The sequence below is a fragment of the Prevotella fusca JCM 17724 genome, from assembly GCF_001262015.1.
GTDB classification, from domain to species: domain Bacteria; phylum Bacteroidota; class Bacteroidia; order Bacteroidales; family Bacteroidaceae; genus Prevotella; species Prevotella fusca.
In genome coordinates this window covers 1,181,627-1,197,295 of record NZ_CP012074.1, presented here as the reverse complement: position 1 = coordinate 1,197,295, position 15,669 = coordinate 1,181,627, and the positions used below count along the sequence as shown (strand labels likewise).

The window sequence follows — 15,669 nt, the reverse complement described above, 5'->3', positions numbered from 1 at the left end:
CATGAAGAGAAATATTTATTTTCATGAGAAGAAATATTTTTTTTCATGTAAATAAATATTTCTCTTCACGAAAAGAATTCAAAAAGAGCTTGTCACAAGGGTATGGTTTACAGTTCGTCAGCCTTACGTTTGTCTTTGTTTGTCATCTTGAAAGTCATGAGCTCCTGTAAATGACAAGTATAATAGAAAGGCATAGTGTCCGCTTGTAAGTGTCTTAGAGAGGAATGTCAGTCGAAGTAAGGGTAAAGTTTCTTAAAACCGTCAACGATGTCGTTGATAAGTAGGGGATCGTTTTTCAATTCGCTTTTGCGTATTATCAGATATGCTCTTTTAAGAAGGTTGTTGCCAGTTCCTTTTTTCGGGACACGTACAAAGCCCTTACTACTGAAGAGAATCTCTTTTTCTTCAGCTGATAGGTTGACTTGCAATCCTTTTCAAGTTCTCTAACTTTTTTCTCTTGGTATGCTTGTTTGCAAGCAATCCTTGATGCGAGGGATTGATACAGTTGTTCCCATAAGTTTATCCCTTTCTGTTGCAAATACATAAATATTAGTTGGAAGCCACAAGTAATCAGGAATAATAATCAGAAAAAGAACGGAGGCAGACTGGACGATTCCAGCTGCCTCCGAATGGTATTAGTTGTGATAAAACGGTAGAATTATTGTGTTTTAGAAATCAATATCCAGTCCTACACCGAGTACCTTGTTGGTTCGGGTGAAGATGTCGGTGTTCTTTGTTGGGATGGTTTTTGGTTGTGTCAGAACGGTACCGTCTGGCTGTTTCACCTGCTCCTTGCCAACGACAACTGCATCGTTGTACTCCTTCTTGAAGTTTGAGTAGTTTGTGAAGAAGTAAGCCACATTGAGGTGAGCATTCTTGGCAACCTTTATCTTGGCACCGATACCGAAGCTGTAACTGCTGGTTACGAAGCTGAGGTCAGTCAGATACTTGCCATCGCCGAGACCATAGAGCGTGCGCTGGCCACCTGCACTGACGGTGACAGCAGGATTGATGTCCCACTCTACACCTGCCAGGAACTCCTGTGTGTTGTGTTTGAGGAAACGTTGCTTGTTGTTGTCCATGCGTGCGTCCTTGTCGAAGTAGTAGTTGTAACCTGCCATGACACGGAGGTTTTTCAGTACCTCATACTGTGCACCGAGGGCAAGGATGCCAGGGATGTCGTTAGGAGTGTTCACTCCGTTCTCGTAACGTTTGGTGTCATCACGCTTCGTATTGTTCTCAATATTGAACTTCGTTGTGAATTCATAACGTGCAGCGAAGTTCCACTTGCCAGTGCGGTAGTCGATGCCGAGGATAGGAGTGACACCCCATCCACGCTGGGAAACCTCTACATAGCGGTCTTTTACGTCCTCTTTGGTACTGTTCAGCTTGTCAGCACCTGCGCTAACTTTCTTTGCTCCTTCGCTTGCTTTTTGTGCACCAGCTGTGTACTGGTCGGCTGCGGCCTGTAGCTGAGCCTTTGTCGCCGGGTCAGTTGCAGCATTTGCCTGTGCCTGATAGACGGCAGCCTGAGTCTGTGCAGCGGCAGCCTGTGCCTGCAATGCGCTTGCCTTCTCGTTCAGAGCCTTTACCTTTGAGTCGAAGTAGTCGTAGAGGTTCTGGTTGTTTCCACCCACATTTGCTGAGATGTTGGTGATGTTGCCCTCGTACTTGTTATAGATGTAGTTGAAACGTGCACCACCAAATACTGACAGGTGCTCATTGATTTTATAGGCAACACCAAGCTGGAGTCCGAAGTCATACTGCTGACCGCTCATGTAGCTCTGCATACTGTAAGATGTGGCAGGCGTCTCATTCTGTCCGAGAAGAGCTGCAAAAGTGGGCAGCTGCTGGTTAATCAGGGCAGGAAGGAGGGAAATCTGGCGCTCGAAGCTGGGCAGACCCTCGTTGAAAGAAGCCTTTCCGCCACCGCCTGTCAAGCCGAATCCCGCCTGGAAACTCCAGTTGTCCTTGTTGTATGCCACCTGGAAAGAAGGAAGGATAGGCACAGCAGCCTTTCCTATGTAGGATTTGCTGCCGTCTGTAGGGTTTCCTCCATTCAGCTTGAAGGGATACTCGTGAGGTGTACCTGCGAATGCAGGCACGCTGAAAGCAGATGTTATCTCACGTGTCTGATATATGTTCTGGAAGTTAAGAGAGAGGTGAAAACCTTGGTCAAGGAATGCTACACCAGCCGGATTAAAGTAAACACCGTCAATACCTATCGCACCTACACGTGCGAAGTTACGGTTGAAAGCGATGTTCTGATTGGTATTTGTAAGCAGTCCTCCGGCTTGTGTTGTTGTTGCCATTGCGAGCAATGCAGCAGCAATGGCAGTCTTCTGATACTTCATTTTTGAATTGTAAGTGTATATAAAACTTATAGAATTTGGTTGCAAAGTTATAAATATTGTTCTAATCTTCCAAATTTTAGATTGTTTTTTCTCACTTTTAGTTAAAATGTGCAGGGAAAAGAGAAAGGTCAAAAGTTTTCAATTCATTATGTTTCACACAGAGAGCACGGTGCTCACGTAGATTTTTTCTGCTTCTTCAGTTAAATGTGTGGATATTCATCATTATGCTTGTATAAAAGCTGTCATTATTTGTCTTTGTGGTGATCCGAATAATATTTTGTACAAATATTTCAAAGCGTGAAATCAAACTGATGCTCTTCTGGCTTTGAAAAGACGCCCAATTGGCTTTGAAAAGACGCCCTTTTGAGGTCTTATTAACGCCCTTTTGAACCCCAACTAACGCCCTTTTGAAATACGAATGTGCAAACATCTGATTTACTGCGGGTTACAATGTTGCTGAAATCCGTCATTTTCGCACTTCTTTTTGAGCCTGACGACTGTATAATTGTCAAGATATTTCAAATGCGCTTTGAGGCTATATTCATTATATGCGTAGGTGTCTACGCATTTAATGGGAGAACCTTTTTTCTCACACTGAGAACCAAAAGGTTGAAGAGCACACAGAGCTGTTAGCAAAGATAAAAGGACTTTGAGAAAGGTAAATGGCAAAAGAGTAATAAATAAAAGGGTTAGAAAGAGATACCCCAGTAAGTTACTATTGTCGTAACTCACTGGGGTGTCTCGATGTTTACGTCCCTCATTTCGGAGAGGGGAAGAGGAAGGGGAGGGGCTGCTTGTTGTTAGCCTTCTAAACCTTCAGCTGCGGGTACTGGATACGTGTGTGATACATTGACTTCAGGCGTTCGATGAGTACGTTCTTGGCAGCTGTGATGTCACGGAAGGTAATAGGGCAGTCGGTGAAGTTGCCATCAGCAACCTGTCCGTCAATCAGTCGGTTGACCAGCTCGCTGATACTCTCTTCAGTGTATTCCTGCAGAGAACGGGATGCAGCCTCAACGGTATCACTCATCATGAGGATAGCCTGCTCACGTGTGAAAGGATTAGGTCCGGGATAACGGAACTGTTCCTCGTTGACTTCCTCGTCGGGATGTTCGTTCTTGTAGTGTATATAGAAATACTTTGCCAGTCCGGCACCGTGGTGCGTCGTGATGAATTCCTTGATTTCACGTGGGAGGTTGTATTTCTCTGCAAGTTTCAATCCTTCGGTCACATGGCTGATGATGATACGTGCACTTTCCAGGTCGTTCAACTTGTCATGTGGGTTGATGCCTGCCTGATTCTCGGTGAAGAAAGCAGGGTTGAGCATCTTGCCGATGTCGTGATAGAGTGCGCCGGTACGCACCAGCTGACTCTTTGCGCCGATTCTGCTCGCTATCTCGGTAGCAAGATTACCGACAGTGATGGAGTGCTGGAAGGTTCCCGGTGCTACTTCGCTGAGCCGACGTAGCAGCTCGCTGTTCGTGTTTGACAACTCAAACATCGTTACTGTTGAGACGAATCCGAAGGTCTTTTCGATAACCAGCATCAGCGGATAGGTAAAGAGGAGGAAGAAGCCGTTGGCTGCAAAGTGGTAATACATGGTCTGGTCGAGCTTTGACAGGTCGTCTGCCTGAATGAGCTGGAGGGAGAGGTAGACAGCTGCTGAACCGATGGTGACAAGGAGCGCAGTGAGGAAAATCTGACTTCTCTTTGACAGTTCCCGCAAGGAATAAATCGCTACGAGTCCCGCTACAAGCTGTACGATGATGAACTCATACTGGTATTTCACGGCAACCGCACTGATAAGTACCATAGTCATGTGTCCGATGAATGCCGTTCGTGAATCCATGAACACACGGAAGAATATCGCAGCCATGCTGAATGGCAGGATATAGACACTGAGAATGTTATGCTCCATCATCAATGAAGTGAGGATAGGGAAGATGACTATCATCACGTAAAGCAGGGAAATGGAACGAGGCTTTTCGAAATAGTCTTTTCGGAAAAGTGCCAGATAGAGCGTGAAGAGACAGATGAGAATCAGCACGTAGATGGTCTGCCCGATGAAAGTTGAGGTGATCTCGTCCTCGGAAGCCTTACGTTTCTCCATCGCCTGTTCAAAGGAATTCAATACACGGAAAGTCTTTGCATCAACGATGTCGCCGCGGTCAATGATACGCTGCCCTTCCAATACCATTCCAGATGCCTGTGGAATAAGACTGAGCATGTCGTTCATTTCCGTCTCACTACGGTCTTTGTCATACAGGAGGTTAGGCTCAATATATTCGTTCAGGTTGCATTGCTGCAGCACAGAACGCTTCGGTCCGAGCAGCGGGTCCATGAACAGATGCTCATAGGCGCCAAGGGTTGAGAAGGTCTTGCTGATAGGAACGCTCACTGCCTGCTTGCCCGTTACGACACGTATGAGGTTGTCACTGTCCTTGACAAGTGCGGAGTACTGTTGCGGGTCAATCACTCCAGCCTCGTAAATCTCATGCAGGCGGTGGGAGATAACGTCAACATATTCCTGCGACAAGCCTGGAATACCATTCTTGTAGGCATGCCTGAACTGGTTGATTTTCTTCTGTTCTACGGCTTGGTTGATGTTGTAGTAAGGCTGGAAGTTCTTCATTATGGAGTCCCTTTCAGTCTTCAAGGCTTCATCCGTCTTGAAGATCGGGAAGTCGAACTTTGCAATCAGCTGTCCGTACAGCCATGGCTTGCCCTCGTCATAATGGAACAGCTTGCCCCTTGTGCGAGGTAGGAAAAGCACTATCAGTACTACGGCTACAATGACCAATACCGTCTTTGAAACCATATTGCGCCAGTAGGGGTTGCTGATGTTTTTGAATCTTATCATTTTATATCTTGTTTCGTTAATGTTCTTATAACTTGTTGTATCTTGTTGCGTTAATGCTCTTACAACTTGCGAAAATACTAAAAATATGGCGGATAGTCAAAAAAAAACATTAATTTTGCAGGAAAAATAATATTTAAGACAATGGCAGAAAGAAATGTGAGAGTGCGCTTTGCCCCAAGTCCTACAGGTGCTTTGCATATTGGTGGCGTGCGTACTGCTTTGTATAACTACCTTTTCGCCCGTCAGCATGGCGGCAAACTGGTCTTCCGTATCGAGGATACTGACTCTAACCGTTTCGTTCCTGGAGCTGAGGAATACATCCTTGACTCGTTTGAATGGTTGGGAATTAAGTTTGATGAGGGTGTCAGCTTCGGCGGCGAACACGGTCCTTATCGCCAGAGTGAACGCCGTGACATTTATAAGGAGTATGTTGACCAGCTGCTGGATGCCGGCAAGGCATACATTGCTTTTGATACTCCAGAGGAGTTGGATGCGAAGCGTAAGGAGATTGAAAATTTCCAGTATGACGCTCACACCCGCCTTCAGATGCGTAATTCCTTGACCATGTCGAAGGAAGAGGTTGACAGCCTGATAGATGATGGGCAGCAGTACGTTGTCCGTTTCAAGGTGGAACCGGGTGGGGAAGTTCATATCAATGATATGATTCGTGGTGATGTCTGCATCAAGAGTGACATCCTTGACGACAAGGTTTTGTACAAGAGTGCTGACGAATTGCCTACCTATCATCTTGCAAACATTGTTGATGACCACTTGATGGACATCTCTCATGTTATCCGCGGTGAGGAATGGCTGCCAAGTGCACCGCTGCATGTGCTGCTTTACCGTGCCTTCGGCTGGGAAGACAGTATGCCTCGCTTTGCCCATCTGCCACTGTTGCTGAAGCCGGAGGGCAAGGGTAAGCTCAGCAAGCGTGATGGTGACCGTCTTGGTTTCCCGGTGTTCCCATTGGAGTGGCATGACCCTAAGACAGGTGAAGTAAGTTCCGGCTATCGTGAGAGCGGCTATTTCCCTGAGGCAGTAGTCAATTTCCTGGCACTGTTGGGCTGGAATCCCGGTACAGAACAGGAACTCTTCTCTCTTGAGGAACTTGTGGAAGCATTCGATATTACGAAGTGTTCAAAGAGTGGGGCTAAGTTCGACTATCAGAAAGGTATATGGTTCAACCACGAATACATCCTCCGCAAGAGCGATGATGAGATAGCACAACTCTTTGCACCGATTGTTGCCAACAATGGTGTTGAGGCTACTATGGAGCAGGTGACACAGGTTGTACACATGATGAAGGATCGTGTCAGCTTCGTGAAGGAGCTTTGGGAACTTTGCTCTTTCTTCTTCATTGCACCGACAACTTACGACGAGAAGACCATCAAGAAACGTTGGAAGGAATATTCTGCACAGCAGATGACAGAGCTGGCAGATGTCTTGGAAGGAATTGAAGACTTCAGCATCGAGGGCCAGGAGCCTGTTGTAATGAAGTGGGTTGAGGACAAGGGATATAAACTTGGCGACATCATGAATGCTTTTCGACTCACCCTCGTTGGTATCGGTAAGGGTCCTGGTATGTTTGATATATCAGCTTTTCTCGGCAAGGAGGAGACCTTGAAGCGTATGCGCAAGGCTATCGATGTGCTTGGGTAAGCATCTTGAAAGGCTAAATTAATTGAGCCGAGTATGTATAATATAATAATGTATGCCATCCAGTTCGGCATCGCCGTGGGCAGTATTTTCAATGAGAAGCTGCGCAAGATGTGGCGGGGCGAACAGGAGGCAGTGCAGGTCTTACGTGATAAGCTGGAGCCAGATGCCCGATATGTCTGGTTTCATGCTGCTTCATTGGGTGAGTTTGAACAGGGTCGTCCTTTGATAGAGCAGATACGGAAAGACTATCCGCAATACAAGATTCTGCTTACTTTCTTTTCTCCCTCAGGTTATGAGGTGAGGAAGAACTATGAGGGAGCAGACATCATCACCTATCTTCCGATTGACACGGTGGGCAATGCACGCAGATTCCTACGTACAGTCCGCCCCGTCATGGCGTTCTTCATCAAGTATGAATTCTGGTATAATTACCTGCATATCCTGCAGCATCGTGGCATACCTGCCTATAGTGTGTCGAGTATCTTCCGCCCGGATCAGATATTCTTCAAGTGGTATGGCAGCAGTTACGGTCGTGTGTTGAGATGTTTCACCCGCTTCTTCGTCCAGAATGAAGAGAGTAAGGAACTCTTGGGCAGACTTGGTATTTCGGATACAATGGTGGTAGGTGATACCCGCTTCGACCGTGTCCTGCAGATTAAGGAGGCAAGTAAGCAGCTTCCGTTGGTTGAGAAGTTCGTCAACGGCGGTGCTGCCGACAGGAAGAAAGTCTTTGTGGCAGGCTCGTCATGGCAGCCCGATGAGGAAATCTTCCTCAAGTATTTCAATGAGCACGAGGACTGGAAACTCATCATCGCACCGCACGTTATCGGTGAAGACCATCTGAAGACTATCCTCTCACTGATAAGGGATAAGAAGGTAGTGCGCTACACACAGGGAACTGAAGAGGATGTCGCCGAGGCTGATGTGCTGATTATTGACTGCTTCGGTCTGCTGTCCTCCATCTATCATTATGGTGATGTAGCCTATGTGGGTGGCGGCTTTGGTGTCGGAATCCACAATGTCCTTGAGGCTGCGGTATGGGATATGCCGGTTCTTTTCGGTCCGAACAACAAGCATTTTGCCGAAGCACAGGGACTCCTGCGTGATGGTGGTGGCTTTGAGATCTTCGACCTTGAGAGTTTCAGCCTGTTGATGAATCGCTTTGCTGCAGACAAGGAATACCGCAATGCCTGTGGTTGTCTGGCAGGTGCTTATGTCCAGAGTCTGGCAGGTGCAACAAATAAGGTTCTTAGCAACGTAAAGTTATGAAATATCAGATAACATGTGATAACTGTGGTACACAGTTTATCGTCGAGGCAGAAGAAGGACAGACCATCGAGTGTAAATGTCCTCATTGTCAGGGCGTCATGGAAGTGACGCTGCCTCTGGTAAGTGCCGGGCAGCAATATGACCAGCAGGCTGTTTATGAGCCGCAGGCACAGCAGTTGCAGACAGAAACACCAGAGAAGAGCAACAAAGCCATTCTCTGGGGCGTCCTTATCGGTTTGCTTCTGCTGGCGGCCGGTGTGGGTGCTTATTTTGCTTTCCAGCCTTCTTCACCCGAGAACCCCGTGACAGATGTCATCCCTAACGATACAATTCCTTACGAGACTCCTATTCGTGAAGAGGCAGTTCCGTCTGTTGATACAGTCGTGACTGCTCCTGTTCAAACAGCTCCAGAGGAGGAGGAAGAGTATATCGAAGAAGCTCCAGAGGAACCTGGTGACACAGCGGATGCTGCATACGATGAATAAGATGCAGCTATACAGATAAAGAATAAAACAAAAAAAGATACATGGGAAAGATTATTTTAACTGGTGACCGCCCGACAGGTAAACTTCACCTGGGTCACTATGTAGGTTCTCTCCGCCGTCGTGTGGAACTTCAGAATCTCGGAGACTACGATAAGATGTTTGTCTTCATGGCAGACGTACAGGCACTGACTGACAATGCTGACAACCCGGAGAAAATCCGTCAGAACATCATTGAGGTGGCTTTGGATTACCTCTCTGCCGGTTTGAGCCCGGAGAAATGCACGCTCTATATCCAGAGTCAGATTCCGGAACTGGCAGAATTGACCACCTACTTGATGAACCTTGTCAGTGTAAGCCGTGTTCAACGTAACCCGACGGTGAAGACCGAAATCAAGATGCGTAACTTTGAAGCCAACATCCCGATGGGTTTCTTTGCTTATCCTGTGTCGCAGGCAGCTGACATTGCAGCCTTCAAGGCTACTACCGTTCCGGCTGGTGAGGACCAGGAGCCGATGTTGGAGTTGACACGTGAGCTTGTTCGCCGCTTCAATCAGATTTATGCTCCTGTACTTGTAGAGCCGAATATCATGTTGCCAGAGAACGCAACCGCACGTCGTCTGCCTGGTACGGACGGAAAGGAGAAGATGAGCAAGAGCCTTGGTAACTGTATCTATCTCTCTGATGATGCTGATACTGTGTGGAAGAAGGTGAAGACAATGTACACTGACCCAACGCACTTGAATGTTTCTGATCCGGGGCACGTTGAGGGTAACGCCGTGTTTACTTACCTCGATGCCTTCTCAACGGATGAGGACTTTGCCGAGTTCTGGCCGGAGTTCCAGAACCTTGATGAGCTGAAGGCTGCTTACACTGCCGGTGGTATTGGTGATATGAAGTGTAAGAAACTGCTCAATAGCGTACTGAACAAGATGCTGGATCCTATCCGTACCCGTCGCCGTGAGTACGAACAGGACATCCCGGAGATTTACAATATCCTCAAGAAAGGCTCACTCGAGGCACGTGAGGCTGCTGCCCGGACAATGGATGAGGTACGTGCTGCAATGCAGATTAACTACTTCGAGGATATGGAGTTGATTCAAAGTCAGGCTGAGAGATTTAGACAGAAGTAAGTCTATTGCTCAACATTAGATTTATATAGCAGTCTCATTCCTTCTCTCTATAGAAGGAATGAGACTGCTTTTTTATATCAGCATGTTTTGAAATAACTTTACATAAAACCTTGTGTATAGATGGTAAAAACAGCTTTGAAAGTTGTTTTTCTTCGTGTTTGTAACTGCCCTATATTCAGCGTGTTATAAAGTAGTGCAAGAAAAGGTGCTTAGTTGGGGTTCGAAAGGGCGTTAGTAAGCCTTTAAAAGAGCATCTTTTAGAAGCCAATTAAGCCTTAATTCGAGTCCAATAAAGCATCTTTGATTTTCGAGCTCGTGAATTTTTATTACATTTCCCGCAAAGAGGACTGTGAAAAGTGATAATAGAAGAAAAGTAGATGAAGAATAGCCTTTTATCTGATAGCCAAAGGATTCTGTTTCAGACCTGATTAAAATTAACTTTTATTTGTAAAATATCTCTTAGTATAATTTGTGCTAACTAAAAAATCTTCATACATTTGCCTAAAATAACCTAAACAAAGGAACGAATCAAAAACAGAAGTCTCTTGGCGAGAAGGGGGGAGATTTCTTCTTTATGATACATCTGTTTCCTGACCAGAAGAGTTCTCATAAATATTTTATATCCTTTCCGTATTGCTGCAGGTATGGTTCTCCTTGCCGTATGCTTTGTGGGAGGAACCTAATCAATCTTTATCTATTAAAAGTTAGATGCGTATGACTTTACACATCAAGCCAATTGGTTTTACGTTATGTATGGGTGTATCTTTCTTGATGCCAACGCATGGATTTGCAGCTCCAGAGCTGCCGGTCCAGAGCGTGCAGCAGGCAGGAAAATGCACAGGTATTATTCTTGACGAGCATGGAGATCCCGTCATTGGTGCCACAATTCAGGTAAAAGGTACGAGCAATGGTACTATAACCGACTTGGACGGCCGTTTCATTCTGCCGAATATCAAGCCCGGTAGCGTTATCGTTATCAGCTATATTGGTATGGATACCAAGGAAGTGAAATGGGACGGACAGGAAATCAAGGTGAAAATGAAAGAAGAGCAGCATGCGCTCAATGAAATCATCGTAACAGGTTATGGTGGTCAGCAGAAGCGTGCTACCCTGACAACTGCTATCTCAAAGATGGACAACAAGGTGCTGGACGCCGCTGCGTTTGCCAATGTGGGTAATGCCTTGCAGGGTAGTGTGACCGGTCTTCAGGTAGTCAACAGTTCTGGTCAGCCCGGTACAGCTCCATCAATCACACTGCGTGGAGGTGCTTCTATTACAGGAAGTGCGCCTGCATTGGTCATCATTGACGGTGTTGAGCGTACGTTGTCTGAGGTCAATCCATCAGATATCGAGTCAGTAGAAGTGCTGAAGGATGCAGCCTCAACAGCCATCTATGGTGCGAGAGCAAACGGTGGTGTGATTCTTATAACAACAAAACGTGCGAAGAGCGGAACTTCCAGTATCAATTATCGCATGAAACTTGGTGTGAACTTCAAGCGCAACGACTATGACTTCATGAATGCCCGGGATTATCTTTACTATAACCGAATGGGCTTCAAGCGTTATGCCAACGCTATGGAAGGACACGGCAAGGCTGCCGATGTCGATGCACAGAATGGATATTCGGGCTGGGGATACACACATTACACACCGCGTACCGATGTGATGTATTACGATGAGACGAATGCCGAGCATAAGAGACTGCTCGCTGAGGAGGGATGGCAGCTTATGGACGACCCTTATTACGGACCGGTAGACGGGTCAAAACTTCTTTTCAAGGACTATAGCGGTCAGTTGGAGGATGCAATTTACCATAAGCAGACGTTTACTCAGGATCATTATATGAGCTTCAGCGGCGGTAATAACATGGGCTCTTTCGTTGCTTCATTGGGTTATTACAATGAAGACGGAGTTGTTCGCAATACTTCTTACAGGAGATTTACGGGTAATGTGAAGGGTGATTATCAAATCAAGCCTTGGCTGAAGGTGCGTGCCGGAGCACAGTATACATGGTACACAAAGCCTGACAGCTACTTCGGTTCATGGAGTTCACTGTTCTATCGTACCCGCTCTCAGCGTCCTACATGGAATCCTTACTTGAAGGATGGATCTCCGGCACCGGGCTGGAGCAGTTCGGATGGTAACTACCTGTATTGGAATGACAAGCTCACGACAAGCAACGGGACACGTTCAGAGACATTCAATCTCGGATTCGATCTTACTTTGATACCTAAGCATCTTACATTGACAACCAATGCCTCGGTTTATCATGTGCTTGATCAGCAGGAAAACTTCAACAAGGCTTTCTATACAGAGAGCAATCCTAAAAACATCAATACAACACGCCGTGCATACGCCTATATGTTCAAGGATACGCAGACACAGCTCAATGCGACATTGAACTATTTTGACACGTTTGCTGATCATCATAATGTAGACCTCATGCTTGGTGCGGAGTATTATGACTACAGCTATTTCTGGATGAAAGCTTCTACAAAGAATTCTCCGACGGATGATATTCCTACGCTCAATGCCGGTGCTGACAAGGATGATAATCCTAAGTCCTTTAAATCACGTAACCGTATTGAATCGCTCTTCGGACGCTTCAACTATGATTACAAACAGAAGTATCTGCTTACGTTCACCTTCCGTTATGATGGTAATTCCAAGCTGAAGGACAATCGTTGGGGCTTCTTCCCAGGTGTCTCTTTAGGATGGAACATGATGGAGGAGCAGTTCTGGAAAGAATCAAAGCTCTCTAACTTCGTCAGCAATATCAAACCACGTATCAGCTACGGTAGCAACGGTAATGTGAGTGGAATCGGAGACTTCTATATATATGGTGTCTATGGTCAGCTTTCAAATTATCATGGCAACACGGCTTTCTTCGACCAGTCGCTTGTGAATACAGCCTTGAAATGGGAACAGAGTCATACCTTCGAGGCTGGTCTTGACCTCGGCTTCTTCAAGAACCGTCTGTCATTGATTCTTGATTACTATGTTCGTAATACAAGTAATCTGCTGCAAAGCGTGAATCTTCCTTCTTACTTGGGTTTCTCTTCTATACAGACTAACTTGGGTAAACTGCGTAACCAGGGATTTGAGATGGAAATCCGCGCTACTCCTATTCACTTGAAGAACAGTCTCCGTTGGGATCTTTCTTTCAATCTTTCAACGGTAAAGAATACTATTATACAGCTTCCTAAGAGTGACCGTCCTTTCAATCAGCTGCAAGGAGTAGAGGTTGCTGCGGGCAAGGTTGATGCTTCAGGCAAGACACCTACCAAGTGGATTGGTGGTTATCGTGAAGGTGGGAAACTCGGCGACCTCTATGGTTACAGCCAGGACCATATCTTCAAGGACTGGGATGATGTGAAGGCAAACGCCAATACACGCATTGATGATATTGCCAAGCTGTATGGTCCGGGTCTTGCTGACCAGGTTAACCCGCAGACGGGTGTGCTCTATAAGAACTCTAAGGGCTGGAAGGCGATTGAGCCGGGGGATGTCTGCTGGGAAGATATCAATGAAGATGGCATCATCAACTCGCTTGACCGTAAGGTGCTTGGCAATGCAAGACCTTCCGTTACAGGTGGGTGGTCAACTACATTGAGCTACAAGAACCTGTCGTTCTACGCACGTTTCGACTATGCTTTAGGCCATACTATCTACAATGACCTCAAGGCTCGTTCTATGGGACAGTTCCAAGGACAGTTCAATCTCATTGATAATGTAAAGGATATGTGGACAGAAAGTAATCCGAACGCCAGCTATCCGGCATTCAGCTATGCCGACCAGCTGAACAAGCAGAACATCTGGCGTGAAGGCTCCAAGTTCTTCGAGAAGGCAAGCTACATGGCTTTACGTGAGATAACTCTCAGCTACACTTTGCCAAGAACATGGATAAATGCGATAAAGATGTCGAATGCTAGTGTCTATCTGACGGGGCAGAACCTTTTTTATATGACTCCTTATGATGGTGCTTCGCCAGAACCGGCAGGTGGATATGACTACGGTCGTTATCCAACCCCACGCACACTTATTTTTGGATTAAACCTTACATTTTAACTAATCAATGTTACCGACAATGAAAAAGTTACTATCCTATATAGCAGTTACTGTTCTGGGCTTTTCTCTGGCAGGCTGCATGGACATAGAGCCTACCAGTACGATTACAGATGCAAATTACTGGAAGAATTCGGATCAGGCACAGGCTTTTAACCAGGGATTGAGTTCCTGGATGAGAAGCTACGCTGACAAGTATATTATCTGGGGAGAGATGCGAACCAGTATCTATAGCGGAACCTCTTTCAGTGGAGAGGCACCACAGGGCTATGAACGCCTGTGGAACAACACACTTGAGAAGAGTAGTGCTGTTGTAGGCAACTTCGGAGGTCTTTATACGGGCATTAATCAGATTAATCTGATGATAGATAAGGTGAATGAAGCCGGCTATCTGAGCGATGCGCAGAAGAACAACTTTCTTGGTGGTGCGTATGGTATGCGTGCTTTCCTGTACTTCCAGCTGCTCCGTACCTATGGAGATGTTATCATTTATCTGCAGCATACAGAGGGCAAGACCATCGATTTGAGTAAGGTTGCACGCAAGCAGGACCCTGCAGCTGATGTGATGACGCAGATTAAAGCTGATATTCAGGCATCTGAAACGGCTTACAATAACAACTATAAGTTCGTCAATGGGCGCACTTACTGGTCGCTTGCCGCTACTAAGATGCTCAAGGGCGAAGTATATCTGTGGAGTGGTCGGCAGATGGGTGGCGGTACAGCTGACTATCAGGTAGCCTTGGCTGCTTATCAGGATGTCCAGAACAATGCTGACGTCAGTCTGCTCGATGATTTTGAGAAAGTCTTTGCTTATGATAATAAGGAGAACAAAGAGATTATTTATGCTCTTCATAATCGTGAGAACGAAGCGTCTTTGTGGAATGGACTCTATACTTCACTCGTGATGAACAAGCAGAACGTCGGTGCTTACCGTCTGCATGATGATGCTGGAAAGCCTATCAAGTTCAGCGAGTCAAACCATCTGAACCTGCGTTTAGGCAGTGGAGTGATGCGCTTCCCTCTTGACAAGCGTTTGTGGACTAAGCTGTTTTCTGACGACAACGATATGCGTAAGAAGGGCTCGTTGGCGGATGTTTACCGAGCAGCAGGCGATGCCTATGTAGGCAATATATGTAATAAGTTCCATGGAACACTGCTTGCCGGCGGGTCGGCAACATCATGGTATGATGACCAGCCAGTCTATCGTTATGCCGAGTGCCTGCTTGGTATGGCTGAAGCAAAGGTTCTCTTAGGGCAGGACCCTGCAGCTGAAATCAATAAGGTGCGTCTCCGTGCTTACGGTGCAGCCTATTTCAATGCACATCGGGAAGTGCAGTATCCGCACGAAGTCAGCAGTGGCGGTAGTGCTGCTTTGACCAGTTTCTATACCGACAATCCATTTGTTGGTGGTGATGAAGACCCGATAGAGGCTATTCTGAAAGAGCGTCTGCGTGAGTTCCTGTTTGAAGGAAAGCGTTGGCATGATATCCGTTTGTTCGATAAAGCAACAAAGTATTCAACAGCAAATGCAAATCGCTTGTTGTGGCCTATTGATGAGACAACGAAGTCAACCAATGCCGAATTGAAGCAGACTCCTGGCTATGGAGATTAATTCAAAGGACCATTAAGTTTTACTATCATCGGGGAAAGTGTGAGGGAGTGTTCTCGCCTTTCCCCTTTTCTTTTGCTTATAATTAGCAAGACGCTCTGTTTTCTATTAATGCTATTAGGCAAACATTATGTGTATTAATCGTTTGTTCGTGTCTTGTCATAGGTTATAATGATTTTTATATACCATCTTCAAACCTTGTGTTGATGCTCCGCACATATGGTGCTCATGCTCAGCA

At 46.1% G+C, this 15,669-nt stretch carries 8 protein-coding genes; 6 read left to right on the top strand and 2 right to left on the bottom strand.

The window, feature by feature from the left end; genetic code table 11:
• Positions 1-668: 668 nt before the first annotated feature.
• Both ADJ77_RS05005 and ADJ77_RS04995 read right to left on the bottom strand, forming a co-directional pair.
• Positions 669-2,354, bottom strand: a complete 1,686-nt coding sequence (locus tag ADJ77_RS05005; RefSeq protein WP_025078257.1) for a membrane protein — start codon at positions 2,352-2,354, stop codon at positions 669-671.
• An 808-nt stretch (positions 2,355-3,162) separates the two neighbouring features.
• Positions 3,163-5,214: an HD family phosphohydrolase gene (locus ADJ77_RS04995; protein WP_025078259.1), complete on the bottom strand. Its 2,052-nt coding sequence runs from the start codon at positions 5,212-5,214 to the stop codon at positions 3,163-3,165.
• A gap of 141 nt (positions 5,215-5,355) precedes the next feature.
• Here ADJ77_RS04995 and gltX point away from each other — a divergent pair, with 141 nt between their 5' ends.
• The 6 genes from gltX to nanU all read left to right on the top strand — a co-directional run bounded on the left by gltX (position 5,356) and on the right by nanU (position 15,434).
• A complete protein-coding gene (gene gltX, locus ADJ77_RS04990) occupies positions 5,356-6,873 on the top strand; it encodes a glutamate--tRNA ligase (RefSeq protein WP_025078260.1) in 1,518 nt (505 codons plus the stop codon).
• A 33-nt stretch (positions 6,874-6,906) separates the two neighbouring features.
• Entirely contained in the window at positions 6,907-8,142 is a 1,236-nt protein-coding gene (locus ADJ77_RS04985; protein WP_025078261.1) for a 3-deoxy-D-manno-octulosonic acid transferase, read from the top strand.
• Positions 8,139-8,627, top strand: a complete 489-nt coding sequence (locus ADJ77_RS04980; protein WP_025078262.1) for a hypothetical protein — start codon at positions 8,139-8,141, stop codon at positions 8,625-8,627. Before ADJ77_RS04985 ends, ADJ77_RS04980 begins: the two co-directional genes overlap by 4 nt.
• A gap of 41 nt (positions 8,628-8,668) precedes the next feature.
• Positions 8,669-9,757 carry a tryptophan--tRNA ligase gene (gene trpS / locus ADJ77_RS04975; protein WP_050696094.1) on the top strand — a complete coding sequence of 363 codons (1,089 nt, stop codon included), beginning with the start codon at positions 8,669-8,671 and terminating at the stop codon, positions 9,755-9,757.
• Positions 9,758-10,471: 714 nt separating this feature from the next.
• On the top strand, positions 10,472-13,825 hold the full coding sequence (locus tag ADJ77_RS04970; protein WP_025078263.1) for a SusC/RagA family TonB-linked outer membrane protein: 3,354 nt from the start codon (positions 10,472-10,474) through the stop codon (positions 13,823-13,825).
• A gap of 19 nt (positions 13,826-13,844) precedes the next feature.
• Positions 13,845-15,434 (top strand): SusD family outer membrane lipoprotein NanU, encoded by a 1,590-nt coding sequence (gene nanU / locus ADJ77_RS04965; protein WP_050696093.1) that lies wholly within the window; start codon positions 13,845-13,847, stop codon positions 15,432-15,434.
• The last annotated feature ends 235 nt before the right edge of the window (positions 15,435-15,669 follow it).